Below are 16,833 nucleotides of genomic sequence, written 5' to 3'. Positions count from 1 at the left end.
AACAGAGCAATGAGCAATAGTATAAGAAACGCTTTTAAAATGAAACTAAAGCCAGGTTTTGAAGCCGAGTATAAAAAACGCCATGATGAAATATGGCCAGAACTTTCAGCCTTGCTTTCAGAAACAGGTATTCAAGATTACAGTATTTTTTTGGATGAAGAAACCCTTATACTTTTTGCGGTTCAAAAAATAAATAAGGATTTTGATCCTGCATATTTATCCAATCATCCCATTGTAAAGAAGTGGTGGGCCTATATGGCAGATATTATGGATACAAATCCAGATAATTCCCCCGTTAGTGTTCCTTTAAAAGAAGTGTTTCATTTAGACTGATATTAATAAAAAATATACCCACGCATCCCCATTTCTTTAGAGGTCTTTAATACTTCGGCAACAGCTAGCGCCGTAAACGTAGCACCCTCTAAATTAGTGTGTGTATGGTCTTGTGGAAAAAAAGATTTTACTTGTTCTTTTCCAAGGGTTTCATACTTGGTTGCAACAATATCATTTACATCTATATAAAAGGCTCCTTCAGCTTTAGCCACTTCTTCGGCCCATTTTACATAAGTATTCGTTCTTCTTTCGGCTTTTCCATTTGACCACTCATTACGGGGGGTTAAACTTAGAACAATTGGAATGGCACCTGCTGCTTTGGTATCGCGTATCATTTGCGTCATGTACCAGCCATAAGTATGTACTATTTCAGTAATGCTATCTCTTAACACACTTTGGGTATCATCTCCTAGACCTTTTAAAGAGCCCCTGTATTTTGCTTTGTCTATATTTCCAGCATCATTGTGTCCAAATTGAATGAACACATAATCACCTTCTTGAAATTCTGCTTTAGCGGCATCCCATAAGCCCTCATAAATAAAAGTTCTGGAACTTCTACCACCTCTAGCTTTATTAATCACATTTACTTGCATGGTGTCACAAAACTTAGGAAAAGGCACGCCCCAGCCTGTAGCATTGGGATTTCCGTTATCCGCCATGGTAGAATCGCCAATTAAAAAAATGTTTTTCTTTTTAGGCAGCACTATTTTAGGATTCTCCACAATGTAATCCTTAAGTGGGTTAGAGGTTTGTTTTAATGCCTCAACAATAACCGATGCAGCCATCACAGCTCCTTTTGCTGAAGTATGTGTAGGATCGCGTTTGTAAAAATAAGTACCAGTAACTTGGTCTTCACCAAGGCCTTCCATTTTAAGGGCCATTCTATCGTTTAAATCAATAAAGGTTATATAGTTTCTTTCAGCAATTTGTTTGGCCCATAAGCCATAAGATGTATCATTTCTGGGTATGTTATTGCCATCCCATCTATTTCTTGGTATTGGCGATAGCACAATTGGTATAGCGCCCTTTACTTTGGCATCGGTAACTATTTTTTCAATGTACCAGCCATAACTGTGAACAACTTCATGTTTACCGGTAAGTATATTATCAATTTCCTCAGTTTCGTTACCAACTCCCTTAATGGTCCCTCGGGCCCTAAAGTTGTCATTAATTGGTCCATTGTCATTGTGCCCAAACTGGATTAAAACATAATCACCAGCATTCAATTTGTTGTTTACACGATCCCATAACCCTAGGTTTTGGTAAGTTCTACTACTGGTACCACCTAAAGCATGGTTTTCTATACGAACTTTTGTAGTGTCTAGAAATTGATTAATAAAATCACCCCAACCCCATAAGCCACCAGCACCATCTCCCTGTCCATTTTTTACGGTAGAATCACCTACAGTATAAACTGTGGGTTTTATTTGGTTGCCTTGTTTACAACTTATAAATAATGCAATAAAGCACATTGCTGCTAATAATTGTAATGTTTTCATCTACTTGTTTTTAGATATTAGACCGTTTCACTTTTAGATGTACGATAAAACACTTGACCAGTATTAACGCTTTGGTAAGGCACTAATCACCTTTAAAGTCAAACCATAAAATCATGGGTATGCCATCGTCGCCGCTTTTAATTCTTATGTTGGTAGGCTGGCTTTCAGGGCCTTGGTGTTCCAAAGGTTTAAAAGCACGCATTGCAGGAATCTCATACATAAACGAAATATTGCCTTCAGGAAATTCAGGCTGCGGAAATGTTTTTGATACCGTATGCTTAGGTAGGTCTGGAGTAAACAGTCTTAAAAACAATTTGTCCGATTCACTAAAAAATTTAATAGATCCATTTTCGGTCTTAAGGTTACCAGCTAAAAAATTGGCGTGGTATCCTTTAAATTCAGGATAGATTAAGTTTTCAAAACTTTCACCAGTGATTGTTTGGTTATAATCCTTTTCCCAAAGCCCCAGTGTGGTACCTTTAATTCTATTTTTCCACACATGGTAAGGACCATTACCTAGCCATTTCATGCCCGTTACACCAGCTTCAGGAAAATCAAAAGTAACACCAAACTTATCAATAGCTCCCTCAAAGAAAGCACCATCAAAACCACTATTTCTTCCCGCATTTTTTAACAGGATAATTTCTAATTTTAATCGGCCATCATTAAATAATGTCCAAGTAGCCGTATCAATACCACCGTTATAATATACTTTACAAATGGCTGCATGGGTTGTTGTTTCTATTGTTGTGTTCTTAACTTCGGCCTTCATGCCAATGGGCCTGGGGCCATTTTTAAAGGGCACATCACCAGTGCTGTTATTAATAGCCGTAATTTGGCCAGTTTTAGCATCAAGCTTTACGGTAACCGATTTGCTCTTTAGCACAATTTCGTCATCGGTTTTAGAAGCTTTAGCAGTTTTGGTTATATCGTCCTTAGCAATCAATTTGTTTGCATAATAAGGGGCTCTATGTATGGGCCAAGACCAAGTGTAAATGTCTCTACCGTGTTTATCATGTGCGGTTATTTCTAACCAATCACCTTCAAAAAAGTTTTCGGGCATATTAAAATGGATGGCTTTGGTTTCGCCTGGGCTTATGCTTTCCAAAGGGATTGAGCCAGTAGCAATAACTTCTGTTTTGCTATCATTGTATAAGGTATGTTCATCTGTTTTTATAACACGGTATACCATGTTACAAGTGTTTAAGTTGGTATAGATGTATTCGTTAGTAATAAAAAAGGAACCATCAAATTTCGATGTAATCATTTTAGGTTTAAATTGAATGGGTGCCCATACTTCCTTAACCGTAAAAAAGCTGCCCTCTTTTTCTCTATGGGGTCCTAAAACACCATCAGCAGCAAGGTTGCCTTTAGAGTCATATTTTTGCTCACCAGTCCAATCGCTTCGCAAGACCGCTTCATCTAAAAGGGCCCACATAAAGCCACCAGCAAACAAGGGGCTTTGTTTATAGCGTTTCCAAAAATCCTCTAAACCGGCTCCAATACCATTATCGTAAGTGCCGTGCATAAACTCTGTTGGGAAAAACACATTTTCACCGTTATTAAAACGGTGCATGCCCGTTAAGTAGGTTGGATAGTGGTGGGTGTCCCAGCCATTAAAATCAGCCCAAGGATGTATTACAATACGCTTTTGCGGATCGTATTCATGAAATACCACATCATTGTCATAATTCCAGCCCCCTTCATTACCATGATTCCAAATAATCACAGATGGATGGTTAACATCACGTTCAACAGTTTCCTTAATTAATTTGGCACCAGTTTTTGTGTCGTATGAGTTTTGCCAACCAGCTACCTCATTTAAAACAAATAGCCCTAAAGAGTCGCACACATCCAAGAAATGACTGTCTACAGGGTAATGAAAGCGTACAGCATTCATATTCATATCCTTAATAAGGTTAACATCCAAAATGCTAATAGCCTTATCTGTACTTCTGCCAGATTCTGGCCAAATAACATGGCGGTTAATACCTTTCATGATAATTTTTTTACCATTAACATAAATGCCGTCTTTTTTAAGAAACTCCAGTGTTCTAAACCCTATTCTGGTGGTGGTTGTATGTTGTATGGTTCCGTTGGTTTTAAGGGATAATGTAAGGGTATATAAATTGGGCGATTCAGGATCCCAGGTTTTTACGTTGTCCCATTTTGCATGTATGGTTTGTTGGCCCGATGCATCTTTTAGGGGAATTGTAATGGTAGGAAAAGTTTCGTCACTTCCAACAGGTGTTATGGTTGCTTCAATAATGGCATTGTTGCTACTGTTTATAAGGTTTAAATCGGCACGCAAAGCACCATCCATTTTAGCATCTACAGCAACATGTTTTATGTAGTTTTTAGATGTTATTTCCAGCCAAACAGGTCTATAAATGCCACCAAATAGCCACCAATCGGTCTTTCTTTCGGCAGCATTAACACTATTATTGCTAGAGTGTTTATAAACATGCACTTCCAAAAGGTTGTCACCACCATAGTTAAGCAGGGAAGTAATGTCGTATCTAAATTCATAAAATCCACCTTGGTGAAGATCCCCTGCAGATTTACCATTTATTTTCACCTCAGTATCCGTCATGGCACCGCCAAAAACAATAGTTACATGTTTGCCTTTATAAGCCTCAGGAATGTGGAATGTGTATTTGTAAAAGCCTTCTTCTTTACTGGGGGCTTCTTGCTTTAATTCCATATACCAGCGCCCATAAGTATATGTGCCAAACCCTTCCAGTTCCCAATTAGAAGGTACATTAATGGTATGCCAAGCATTACTGTTATGGCCATCGGTACACATAAATTCCCAGGTTACGGGATGTTTAAAATCCTTACCGCTTAAATAAATTGTTTCTGTTTCTTGAGCCGTTGTATGGAGATAGAAAAGCGAGGTTAATATAAAAACTAATAGGTTTAATTTTAAAATAGTGTATTTCATAATATCATTAGTTGCCTTCTGGCTTAGTTGTTTCAAATCGTGTACTCATGGGTACGGTCCAGTCACTTAAGTGATCGGGTTTTTCAGGTTTATAAGTAGGGATGTTTGGCTTTAAATAATGAGCAAGGTCCAGGTTTAAATCCTTAATGCCCTGTACAACACATTTAGCAATTTCATTAGCTCCAAAACTATTAAAATGGGTATTGTCCTCTAGTGCTTTTGTTTGTCCGGGGAATGTGTTTGCTGGATATTGTACAAATGCATTTCTAGAAGCTTCCGCGCCCCACGCCTCATACATAATGGTGGTCATTTTAGTAATATCAATTAAAGGCACACCTAAATCCTTGGCCACCTTTCGCATGGCATTAGGGTAATCTCCATGTGTAGGCTTTAAAGAGCCATCGGCATTAAAGGCACGGCGTTGCGTAGGAGTCACTAAAATGGGATGTCCTCCTAAATGACGAACCGTGGCAATATAGTCTTTTAATAAATTGGTATAGGATTGCCAGGGCCCTATTCCAACACCTTTTCGTTTTTCATCGTTATGGGCAAATTCTATAAACAGGTAATCCCCAGGTTGCATTAACGACTGTATTTTTTCTAACCTGTTAGAACCCTTAAAAGTTATTAAGGATGCCCCCGATTCGGCATAATTGGCAACCACAACATTATCCAACACATAATTGGTGATAAACTGCCCCCAAGAAGCCCAAGGCTCAACATCTTGGTCAGTAACGGTGGAGTCCCCAGCTAAAAAAAGTGTCTTAACATCAGTAACAGGAGTAATTTGAATACTTTGAATTATTGGTGTTCCAGAAAACTCCAGCGTTAATTTATGGTCCCAGTTTAGTTGGTTCTTATCGCGTGCTTTAATTTTTATAAAAGTACTATCATTAATTCTAGGGGTTCTTACATTAATCATAAAAGACTGCTGTGCTGTTTCGGTTTTTTTTAAAATAAATTCCTTGAGCATTAAGCGTCTGGATTCTGCTTTTACGGTGGTGTTAGAGTCTTCATTTCCTCCTAAAACAAGAGTCACCTTATAATGTCCTTCAGGGAGCTTTACCGAAAAATAAATGCTGTTCGTACCAGAAAACGCATGTTTTGTAAACACAACATCTTTGGCCGTATCAAAATCAAAGCCATAGCCCCTAGCTTCATTGTATATAATGGGGGTGGTTATAAGGGTTCCAGAGGAGGTTGTATGGTTTCCAAAATAAAAATGGGTACTTAATTCTTGTGCATAGGCCTGGGTAGTTAACGCTAAGCTAAGAAAGATTAAGTAAATAGATTGCATATATTTTATACCTAAATTTTGTCTAAAATATCTTCAAAATAAAAAAGATCCATCCTGTACTGTGATGAATCCTTAAATTTATATAGAATCTATAAAGCTTTAAATGGAATTTCGCTCAATGTATTCAAATACATTTTTAACCTTTTCCTTTTTATGGTTTAAAACCATATAGGCGGCTGTCTCGCCCATAGCTTTAAAGTGGGTACTAACAACATTAATGCCCAAAAGGTCCTTTAAAGGTGTGTCATTATAAGATATAATGCCAATATCTTCGCCCAAGGTTAGGTTTTTTTTGCGTACCTGTCTTACTAAGTCCACCAAGTCGTGCTCTTCAACAATAATGTAGGCATCCTTACTGTCCAATTCCATGTGGTCGTAAATTTCATTCAGTACCTCAAAGTCAAAATCGTATTTTGCACAAAATTTACGGAAACCATGAACGATTCTTTTAGGGTATGGGTAAACAGATTTAAACGGATACACCAAAACCAGCTTATCGTATTTTTTTAATTTATCAAGGCCCTTTTTAAGGGCGTTAAAAATGTCTTCTTGAAAATCTTGATAAACCGAGGCGTAGTTGCCCTTAATATCAATTTTATCGTTATCTAAAACAATCAATTTATCCTTAGGTATTTTTTCAATCACCTCTTGCACGCTTTGCGTGGTGCTTATATGGTTTAGCTCCTCTGTTTTAAAATGGGGCATAATTACATAATAGTCAAAAGCCCCAAGGTTTCTTTCCAGGGTTCTTGTAAAAATAGATTCCTCACAGTGGTAAACAGCCAAGGTTACATGGGCGTTAATGCCAATACTATTTACAAAAGAGTTGTAAATCATCATTTTGTAGGAACTTAGTTTATTAATCATGAAAAAGATTTGAACCTTAGAAATCAAATCGGTCTTAGCAGTGTAATATCCTTTTCCTTTTACAGATACAATAACCTTTTGTTCTTTAAGCTGCTTGTATGCTTTCTCAACAGTATCTCTAGATAAATAGCAAGATTCACTAAGCTCATTAATAGACGGGATTTTTTCGCCTATTTTTAATTTGCCTTTAGAAATATCATTAATAATTGAATCTACAATTTGCTTGTATTTAGGAATACGTGAAGATTCATTAATTTTTATTTCTATTAATTGCGACATACGTTTTAGTTGCTGCTTATTTTATTAGTTTAACTGAACAAAATTAATATAAAATTATTTGCAAACAGTCATCTTATTCGTTTTTTAAGAAATCAAAAATTATGTAAAACCCAATCCGTAAGGATTTGTCCTTAAAAGTAATTGCGCCCTTTGGCATGTATGTACAGGATACATAGCCTTTGGGTTTATTTTAAATTTACTATTTATAACCCTTATGTTTTTTTGTAAAAATGGCAATAAATAAGACAATAGATAATCGTAAGTTTTCAAATATTACGGTTTTCAAAAAAACCTTAAAATGGCTTTTGGTTATCTTGTTTATAGGGGTATACAAAATAGAGGCCCAAGATACCAGGCATTTTAAAATCTTTCAATTTCCGGCAGATAAGATTCCAACAATAAATGGAGATACAAAAGATTGGGATATGGTTCCCGATAGTTATACAGTTGGCATGGACCAACTTTGGGACGACAGTAAAAAACAGCCAGAAGCTAACCCCGAAAACTTAAACGTTAGTGTAAAAGTGGGTTGGGTAAAAGGGCTTAACCGATTGTATTTTCTTTATGAGGCTTTTGATGATTATTGGGATTTCTCGTTGCCAGGATTGCATAATGATACTTTTGAAGTGATAGTAGATGCCGATCAATCTGGAGGGCCTTTTATAGATCGATTTCACCCTAATAAAAGCTTGGATATTATGGATGCCTATTATACCTTTCATGGGGTGCATGCGCAAAACTACCATATTTTTACACCAGCTAAAGATAAAGATTGGACCATGGTTTGGGGCAGTCAACCTTGGATAAAAAATCTACCTTATGCCAATGCCGCTTACAATTATAATTTTAAGCCGGGCGAGGCAGGAAAACTGGTTTTAGAGTTTTGGATAACACCTTTTGATTATGCAGGAAATAATCCAGAGCGGGCCATACAATCCATTTTAAAAGAGAACAATAACATTGGGCTATGTTGGGCCATTATAGATTATGATGATGTAAACAACAAAAGCAACAATGGATTTTGGAACCTATCTAAAGAGCATACCATGTACGGAAATGCATCCTACAGTTTGCCTTTTAAATTAATGCCCCTAGAAAAACCATTCAAAAAAGAAATAGAGACTAAATGGGCTTTCAATATCATAGATATGGATAGAAGACAAGTCGCTTTTTTCGACGAATCTCATGGTGAAATTACGTCTTGGCATTGGGATTTTGGAGATGGTCACACTTCAACAATACAAAATCCAATACATCAATATAGTGAAGCAGGAAAATATGTTGTAATTTTAGATATCCAAGGCCCTAAAGGACATTCTAGGCTGTCAAAAGTTTGGGATGTAGCAGTTAAATAAACAATGTACAAACATAAAATGAGAAAATTACTAAAACTAAGCTTGTTAATAGCCATACTTGCAGCTTGCGAAAACACCAAGAAAGAAGGCGAAACAATTGTTTTAACAAACCCTTCAGAATTTAAGTTAACAGATAAAGCGGTTTCAATACCCAGAACCCAGTTATCTATTGAAGATACAATAACCAAAATTCCTTTACTTATTTCCAATACAGATACCATTCCGTCCCAGGTAAACGATACCAATGGTGATGGTGTTTGGGACACCTTGTTTTTTGTAGCAGATTTTGAGCCACAAGAAAAGAAATCAGTACAGTTTAAATTGGTAGATGCGGCTCCAGAATACCCCATTAGAACCAGTGCCAGATTTGGTAAAAGAAGTGCTATAGACACCCCAGTAAAACCAGTAACCGAAGATGTTTTACTGGCCAATCAATTGCCCAAAAGCCTGGGTTACCAACCTTACCAAACCGATGGCCCTTCATGGGAAAACGATAAAGTAGGCTTTAGGCATTATTTTGATGGAAGAAACGCCAAAGACCTCTTTGGTAAAAAAACCGCTGCAATATCTCCAGAAACCGTTGGTGTAAATGCCGAAGGTGCCGTAGAAGATAATTATCACGTTATGGAAGCTTGGGGTAGGGACGTACTGGCTGTTGGCAACTCGGTAGGTATTGGTGGCTATGCCCTAATTACCGATAACGCTTTTATGCGCTTGGGTGTTACGGTAAACGATTCTATAAACAATGTAGAAAAAACAAGCTTCAAGATTCAAGCCGAAGGCCCTGTGGCGTCTGTGTTAACCTATAACTATGAAAACTGGAAACCCAATGATAGAACCTATTCCGTTGAAGAAAAAACAACCATTTGGCCCGGTATGTATGGCTATAAAAATACCGTAGCCGTTTCTGGCCTACAGGGTGATGAGTATTTAGCAGTAGGGTTAGTGAATATCAATTATGATGGCCCGTTGGATATTATGGACACGAATGATACCTATGTGGTGCTTTATACGCATGACAAGCAAACCTATGAAAAACAATGGTGGTTGGGTATGGCACTTATACTTCCCAAGGCCGCTTATTTAGGTTATACCCAGGCACCAGAAGAAGGCCCGCTTTCCAAAACATTTTTAGCAAAGCTCAAGATTGCAAATAACCAGCCCGTTAGCTATTATGCCGTGGCGTGTTGGGAATTGAGTGATGCAGGTTTTATCAATAAAACCTATTTCGAAAATTATTTAAAGCAATTAACAAATCAGCTATCTACAAACATCACTGTTGAAATAGCCAAATAGCCTCGGTAGCACCAAACTTGTGTTTGGTATAATAAAAAAGCAGTACATGCATCAAAATATAAAATTAACAAGCTGGTTGTTTTTTTTGGTAATAAGCACACTAACAGCAACCGCACAAAACAACAGCAGAAAGATACATTATGCCCCCGAGGGCAAAAGTTTTATTTTAAAATACGGTTCCAGAAAGTTTAATAGAGCCTTGTATGGCACCAATACCGGGTTTCGGGTAGAAACAGGCGATTTGCCCGAGTTTGCATTGTACATGCCAGGTATGGGCGGTAATTTTAAGTTAGGGCTTGCTACCCAAGCAGGCAGTAAATGGCTTACAGTAGCCGATTCCATTACCACCTGCTACAACCCGGGTACTATGACCTATAACATTACCGATGCATGGTTAAAAGGGGGTAGCATACAACTTCAGGTAGTAGCCCATGCCACTACCGAGGGCATGTTGGTTAAAGTAACAACCCAAAACATCCCAAAAGGGCTAAGCCTTCTATGGGTATATGGTGGTGCCACTGGAAAAAAATTCCATCGCGATGGCGATATAGGTGCCGACCCCGAAAGCGTATTCTATTTACAGCCCGAATATTGCATAAACAACACCTACGATCTTGAGAAAGCAAACAGCTTTTTATTGCATTATGGTTCAGAGAGCAACCGGCAAAAAACAGGTAATAACCGAACCCTGGCAGGGTATGTTCCACAATCTGAATTAAAGCTAGCCCAGGTCCATTTAAATAAGACTCCCAACGCATTGTTCCAAACAGTGCCTGATAGCTTGCCCGTAATTATGGGTAAGATCCACTTAAAAGTCCAGGACACCTTACTGTGGAAAATAGAAAATACAGAAGCTGTCGTTCCCACAAGCCAAGCCCAATTGGCGACCGAATTTAATGAAGCCCTGCAAAGTGTGGCACAATTAAGAGAACGGGTTGTACTAAATACCCCAAACCCTTACATTAATACCCTAGGGGGTGCTTTGGCCATTGCAGGAGATGCCATTTGGGAAGCGCCCGCCTATTTACATGGGGCCGTAGCCTGGCGTATGCACCTCAATGCTTGGCGTGGGGCCTATGTGGCCGATCCGTTGGGCTGGCACGATCGGGCTGAAACCCATTTTAAAAGCTATGGCAATTCGCAAGTACTCGAGCCCGAAGTGGGCCCAGTGGTATTGGACAGCTCCCGAAACTTTGCCAGGCAAAAAGAAGTTTTAGGCACGGCCATGTTTAGTAGGGGCTATATAAGTAGGCGCCCCAACAACAATACCGTTGCCCACCATTACGATATGAATTTGGTGTTTATAAACCAATTACTTCGGCATTACCAATGGACGGGAGATACCGATTTTATCAAACAGATGTGGCCCGTAGTAAAGCGTCATTTAGTATGGGAAAAGCGAAACTTTGATGCCGATAACGACGGCCTTTATGATGCCTACGCAGCCATTTGGGCAAGCGATGCCCTGCAGTATACAGGGGGTGGCGTTACCTATACCTCTGCCTATAATTACAGTGCCAATAGGTTGGCAGCCCGAATTGCCAAACTATTACATGAGCATTCAGAGCCGTACCTCCAAGAAGCCCAAAAAATAAAAACGGCCATCGATACCAATTTATGGTTGCCCGAAAAAGGCGTGTTTGCCGAATATAAAGATTTGCTGGGCAATCAATTAGCGCATGATACCCCGGGGCTTTGGACCATATACCACAGTTTGGATGAGCAGATAGCCAATGCATTTCAAGCCTATCAAGCCTTACGGTATGTAGATACCCAAATACCGCACATCCCTGTTACAGGGTTGCCGCAAGACGATCTGTATTTACTGGCCACTACCAATTGGCAGCCTTACACATGGTCCGTTAACAACGTGGCTCTAGCCGAGAATTTACATGCCGCCTTAGCCTATTGGCAAGGGGGTAGAAGTGAAGCAGCCTTTAAACTATGGGAAAGCGCCCTTTTAGAAAGTATGTACTTGGGGGCATCGCCAGGAGGCTTTCAGCAATTATCCCATTACGATGCCATCCGTGGGGAATTGTATCGCGATTTTGCCGACCCCGTAGGTATGGCAGCGCGCTCGTTGGTAGAGGGCTTATTTGGTGTGCAGCCCAATGCCTTAGATAATACCCTAACCGTAAAACCGGGCTTTCCTAAAGATTGGAATTATGCATCGTTAACAGTGCCCGATATCTCCGTAACATACAGCAAACAAAAAAAGGGGGCCCGTTATACCATCATCCCTAAATTTAAACAGCACATGGCGCTTCGCTTTAAGGTAGATGTTTTAAATGAAGGCCTTGCCCATGTTACGGTTAACAATAAAGAAGTTGCCTGGCAATTAGATGAAAATGCCATTGGCACGCCCAAACTAATTATAGAAAGCCCTTACCATCCCGAGTATGAGATTGAAATAACATGGCAAGGCAGCCGCTTAGAGCAACCAGCATTTCAATTTACAGGGCATCAAGGCGATATGCTTCAGTTTAAAACCACCCAGGCAAGTATTGTAAGCGTAAAAGACCCACAGGCTTCCATAACCGTAACCAATAAAGCCCCACATCAGTTGGATTTTAGGGTGGCAGCCAAAGCAGGTCATAAAACCTATTTCGTACAATTAAAACAAAACCATATGGTTTGGTGGCAGCCCATACATATAACGGTGTTGCCCGCAGAAAACCCACAAGCAACTTCTCAAGATTGGGATGTTGTATGGCCTGCAAGTACCGTGTTCGATAGGGTTGATTTACAAACCGTTTTCAATAGTAAGGTCACCGAAATTTTCGAGCAGCAATACCTAAGCCCCAGGCCCACTTCGCCAACCCTACAATTACCAACCCAGGGTATTGGCAATTGGTGCTATCCTTATATAAAACCAGAGATTAACGATGTTGGGCTGCGAGAAAAAGCAGGAGCCGATAATACCATTATCAGTCCGCAAAACATTCCCTTTCAAACACCATCCAACAGCCAAGCCAATAACATTGCTTTTGTATCGCAATGGGATAATTTTCCCAGTAGCATAACAGCGCCCTTGTCTGGCAAAGCTACCCATGCCTATTTTATGATGGCCGGAACCACCAACCCCATGCAAAGTAGGTTTACCAATGGCGAAATGGTAATACGCTATACCGATGGCAGTACCGAAACCTTAAAGTTGAAAAACCCCGAAAACTGGTGGCCCATAGAGCAAGATTATTTTGTAGATGGGTTGGCCTTTACCACCAATGCGCCCAAGCCCCCAAGGGTATATTTAAAAACAGGCGAGATAACAAGAACCTTTAGCAACTTTACACCCATAAAGGGTTTTAGCGAATTTGGTATAGATGGTGGTGCAGCTACCCTATTGGATGTAGCGTTAAACCCAAACAAAACATTACAGGCACTGGAGCTAAAGGCCGTAGCCAACGAGGTCGTTATTGGCCTTATGAGTGTTACCCTAAAGCGTTACTAATTATGCATAGAAAAGACTTTATAACATCCACTTTATTAACCTCCTTAGGGGCCCTTATGCCACTACATGCACACAAGTGGCTTGGCGCAGGGCTTCAAGAACCTCCATTGTCCGATTTTGAAAAACGGCTCAGTCCCGTTGGGCGTGCTTTGGAGTTTAAGGATTATTACGTGTGGTGCAATAGCCCCATAGAAGGCCCCGATGGTAAAATACATGTGTTTTATTCCCGTTGGCCCAAGGCCAAAAGCATGAGTGGGTGGACGCATGCATCTGAGATTGCCCATGCCGTGGCCGATCGTCCCGAGGGGCCCTACAAACATGTCAGCACCGTACTGGCACCTCGTGGCGAAGGCCATTGGGATGCTACCACCTGCCACAACCCCAGCATTCATTATGTAGATGGCAAGTACGCCTTGTTTTTTATGGGCAACTCCAACGGCAAGCTCAATACACAGCGGGTAGGATTGGCAACCGCCAATTCCCTTTATGGCCCTTGGGAGCGTCCCGATACGCCTTTATTAATGCCGGGCAAAGCGGGCGCGTGGGATGACCATTGTACGACCAATCCGTCCTTTTTTAAGCATCCCAATGGCGAGTATTGGTTGTATTACAAGTCCTTCGATACCGAGGGCTACATACATCCCAAGTTTAAAATTAGGGGCAATAGAAAATACGGACTGGCTATAGCAAAGACCTTGCAGGGCCCATATATAAAATATGAAGGAAACCCGGTTATAGACTATCATGGTATGGGAAACAACGAACAATGTGAAGATGCCTTCGTTTGGTATGGCGATAATAAGTTTCATATGCTGGCACGCGACTTAGGGGTGTATGGTATAGACAAAGGGCTTTATATGCATTCCCAAGACGGCAAGCATTGGTCTAAGCCAAAAATAGGCTATCAACAGTTAAGCAAATATGTTACCCAACCCCCAGCGCCCAAGCACTTAAATAGGTACGGACGTGCAGAGCGCCCCCAAGTGTTGTTTCAGCAAGGAAAGCCCACCTATTTATTCACGGCCTCACAAGGGGGCAAATACGAAACGGCCTCGGGCTTTATCTTTAAAATAAATTAATTTAGTAATCCAAAATGCAGTATTTAAACAACAAGAGTAAGCACATAATAATGAGTATCTCGGCGTTCCGCCAGCCTGCCGGCAAGGCAGGTCTGACAATTAAAAACAATAAAAATAAACAGATGAAACACCCATGAGAATTGCATTCACACACACGAGTATGATTGTCTAGGTGTTCCATATGACCTCTAAAACAATAAAAATAAACATATGAAACAAGCAAACCTTCTTTTACTTTTAATCTTAGTATGCTTTGGCCTTACATCCTGTAAAGACCAGGTGGCCGAAAGCCAAGCCATAGAAAAAATAGACCGCAAAGCCGTGGTAACCAGGCATAATGTGCAAATAAAGCATATAGATACCCTGGGGTCGTTAAACGTGGGTAATGGTAAATTTGCCTTTACCGTAGATGCTACGGGCTTGCAATCCTTTCCCGAGTTTTACGAAAAAGGCGTGCCACTAGGGACCCAATCCGAATGGGGCTGGCACACTCTACCAAACCCTGAAAACTATACGTTTGATGAAACCTTAAAAGGCTACGATTTTAATGGCTATAAAAACAGCCTATACGCCATTCAGTATAAAGAACCCCAACGGCGTGTTAATGCTGTTAACTACTTTCGTGCCAATCCGCACCGTCTGCAATTGGGTAATATAGGTTTAGAGATAACCAAAACCGATGGCAGCCTGGCCCAACCAGATGACATTAAGGCCATTGACCAAAATCTGGATCTTTGGACGGGCAAAATAGAAAGTCGTTTCACGGTAGAGGGTACCCCCGTAAGCGTTATAACCTATGGCGATTCTAAAAAAGATGCCATAGCCGCAAAAGTAACATCGCCCTTAGTAAACCAGGGCCGTATAAAAGTAAAATTACGCTTTCCCTATCCAACGGTACAGTTTGCCGATAGGGCAGCCAATTACAATAGCAGCGATAAGCACCTTACCAGTGTAGACCAACAGGCAGGTAAAGATTTTGTATTCAGTAGAATCCTAGACCAGGACCACTACTATGTAACAGCATCCTTAAATACCCAAGCCACCGTTACCAAAGTAGAAGACCACTATTACTCCTTAGCGCCGCAAGCTGGCGAAGCTTTTGAAATAGCAGTAGCCTTTACACCATCAAATACCGAAGGAATGCCCAATACATTTACCACTACGGCACAAAACAGTGCCACGGCCTGGGAGCAGTTTTGGCAATCGGGAGGGGCCGTAGATTTTTCAGAATGTACAGACCCTAGAGCCTTTGAAATAGAAAGACGCGTTGTTTTATCGCAATACCTTACCCGTTCGCAATGTGCAGGCAGTTACCCCGTACAAGAAACCGGTTTAACTTATAATAGCTGGTATGGCAAGCCACATATGGAAATGTATTGGTGGCATGGCGCCCATTACCCGTTATGGGGCCGTACCGATTTATTGGAAAACAGTATGGGCTGGTATTTTGATGCTTTCGATAAAGCCAAAAACATTGCCGAGCGCCAGGGCTATAAAGGCGTACGTTGGCAAAAAATGACCGATCACAATGCCGATGAAGCACCGTCCAATGTGGGCTCCTTTTTAATATGGCAACAGCCGCATCCCATTTATTTAGCAGAGTTGATATACCGTAACAACCCCAGCAAAGAGACTTTAGAAAAATATAAAAAGCTAGTTATGGCTACGGCCGATTTTATGGCGTCCTACCCCAACCATGATGCAGAAAACAATCGGTACATCCTGGGCAAAGGCGTTATTCCGGCACAAGAGTGTTTTAATAAATTAGAGACCTACAATCCGCCATTCGAACTGGCCTATTGGAAATGGGCTTTAGAAAAGGCCCAACAATGGCGCGAACGATTGGGTATGGATAAAGATGCCGATTGGCAAAACATCATCGATAACCTATCGCCTATGGCACAACAGGACGGCGTCTATTTAGCCGCCGAAAGCGTACCGAATTCTTACTCACCTACCAGTGAGCATACCATTGACCACCCGGCTGTACTAGGCGCTATTAGCTTCTTGCCAGAAAATAATTATGTGGATATGGATGTGATGAATAAAACGTTTGATACCGTTAACAAAGTTTGGCACTGGGACCACACCTGGGGCTGGGATTTTCCTTTAGAAGCCATGGCAGCTACGCGTTTAGGCAGGCCCGAAGATGCCATAAAAGGTTTGCTTAGAGACGAAACCACCAACAGGTATTTACCAAGCGGCCATAATTACCAAACCGAAAGGCTTACCCTATACCTACCCGGTAATGGGGGCATCCTATCCGCCATCGCATTAATGTGCGCGGGTTATGATGGTAGTGAGAAAAACCCAGGCTTCCCAAAAGATGGTACCTGGAATGTTAAGTGGGAAGGCTTACAGCCTATGCCTTGATTTAGCTAAACAAAAACACTGCAGACGAGAAATTCCTTCCCTTTCGAGGGACTACCGTGT

General features: G+C 40.7%; 10 protein-coding genes. 6 read left to right on the top strand and 4 right to left on the bottom strand.

Translation table 11 applies throughout. From position 1 onward, the window contains the following. The first annotated feature begins 9 nt into the window (after positions 1 to 9). Positions 10 to 333, top strand: coding sequence for an L-rhamnose mutarotase (gene rhaM / locus AC5SR4_RS03690; RefSeq protein ID WP_495358190.1), 324 nt, complete (start codon positions 10 to 12; stop codon positions 331 to 333). A 2-nt stretch (positions 334 to 335) separates the two neighbouring features. Here rhaM and AC5SR4_RS03685 read toward each other — a convergent pair whose 3' ends face one another. From AC5SR4_RS03685 to AC5SR4_RS03670, 4 genes are all read right to left on the bottom strand, one after another. Next, positions 336 to 1,832, bottom strand: coding sequence for a rhamnogalacturonan acetylesterase (locus AC5SR4_RS03685; protein WP_495358189.1), 1,497 nt, complete (start codon positions 1,830 to 1,832; stop codon positions 336 to 338). Between the two features lie 82 nt (positions 1,833 to 1,914). Beyond that, entirely contained in the window at positions 1,915 to 4,776 is a 2,862-nt protein-coding gene (locus AC5SR4_RS03680) for a glycoside hydrolase family 2 protein (protein ID WP_495358188.1), read from the bottom strand. 7 nt (positions 4,777 to 4,783) lie between these two features. Then, positions 4,784 to 6,073 carry a rhamnogalacturonan acetylesterase gene (locus tag AC5SR4_RS03675; RefSeq protein WP_495358187.1) on the bottom strand — a complete coding sequence of 430 codons (1,290 nt, stop codon included), beginning with the start codon at positions 6,071 to 6,073 and terminating at the stop codon, positions 4,784 to 4,786. A gap of 99 nt (positions 6,074 to 6,172) precedes the next feature. After that, a complete protein-coding gene (locus AC5SR4_RS03670; RefSeq protein ID WP_495358186.1) occupies positions 6,173 to 7,219 on the bottom strand; it encodes a GntR family transcriptional regulator in 1,047 nt (348 codons plus the stop codon). A gap of 230 nt (positions 7,220 to 7,449) precedes the next feature. On the opposite strand from AC5SR4_RS03670, the gene AC5SR4_RS03665 reads away from it, so the two are divergent. The 5 genes from AC5SR4_RS03665 to AC5SR4_RS03645 all read left to right on the top strand — a co-directional run bounded on the left by AC5SR4_RS03665 (position 7,450) and on the right by AC5SR4_RS03645 (position 16,773). Next, entirely contained in the window at positions 7,450 to 8,574 is a 1,125-nt protein-coding gene (locus AC5SR4_RS03665) for a PKD domain-containing protein (protein ID WP_495358185.1), read from the top strand. A gap of 18 nt (positions 8,575 to 8,592) precedes the next feature. Next, on the top strand, positions 8,593 to 9,870 hold the full coding sequence (locus AC5SR4_RS03660; RefSeq protein WP_495358184.1) for a DUF4861 domain-containing protein: 1,278 nt from the start codon (positions 8,593 to 8,595) through the stop codon (positions 9,868 to 9,870). Between the two features lie 46 nt (positions 9,871 to 9,916). Further along, the gene (locus tag AC5SR4_RS03655; protein WP_495358183.1) at positions 9,917 to 13,321 is read left to right on the top strand and encodes a DUF4450 domain-containing protein; all 3,405 of its coding nucleotides are present in this window, start codon (positions 9,917 to 9,919) and stop codon (positions 13,319 to 13,321) included. A 2-nt stretch (positions 13,322 to 13,323) separates the two neighbouring features. Next, positions 13,324 to 14,400 (top strand): glycoside hydrolase family protein, encoded by a 1,077-nt coding sequence (locus tag AC5SR4_RS03650; protein ID WP_495358182.1) that lies wholly within the window; start codon positions 13,324 to 13,326, stop codon positions 14,398 to 14,400. Positions 14,401 to 14,610: 210 nt separating this feature from the next. After that, the gene (locus AC5SR4_RS03645) at positions 14,611 to 16,773 is read left to right on the top strand and encodes a hypothetical protein (protein WP_495358181.1); all 2,163 of its coding nucleotides are present in this window, start codon (positions 14,611 to 14,613) and stop codon (positions 16,771 to 16,773) included. Positions 16,774 to 16,833: the final 60 nt, after the last annotated feature.

It is taken from the genome of Aestuariibaculum scopimerae, from assembly GCF_059428085.1.
This window is presented reverse-complemented; position numbering and strand designations above follow the sequence as displayed.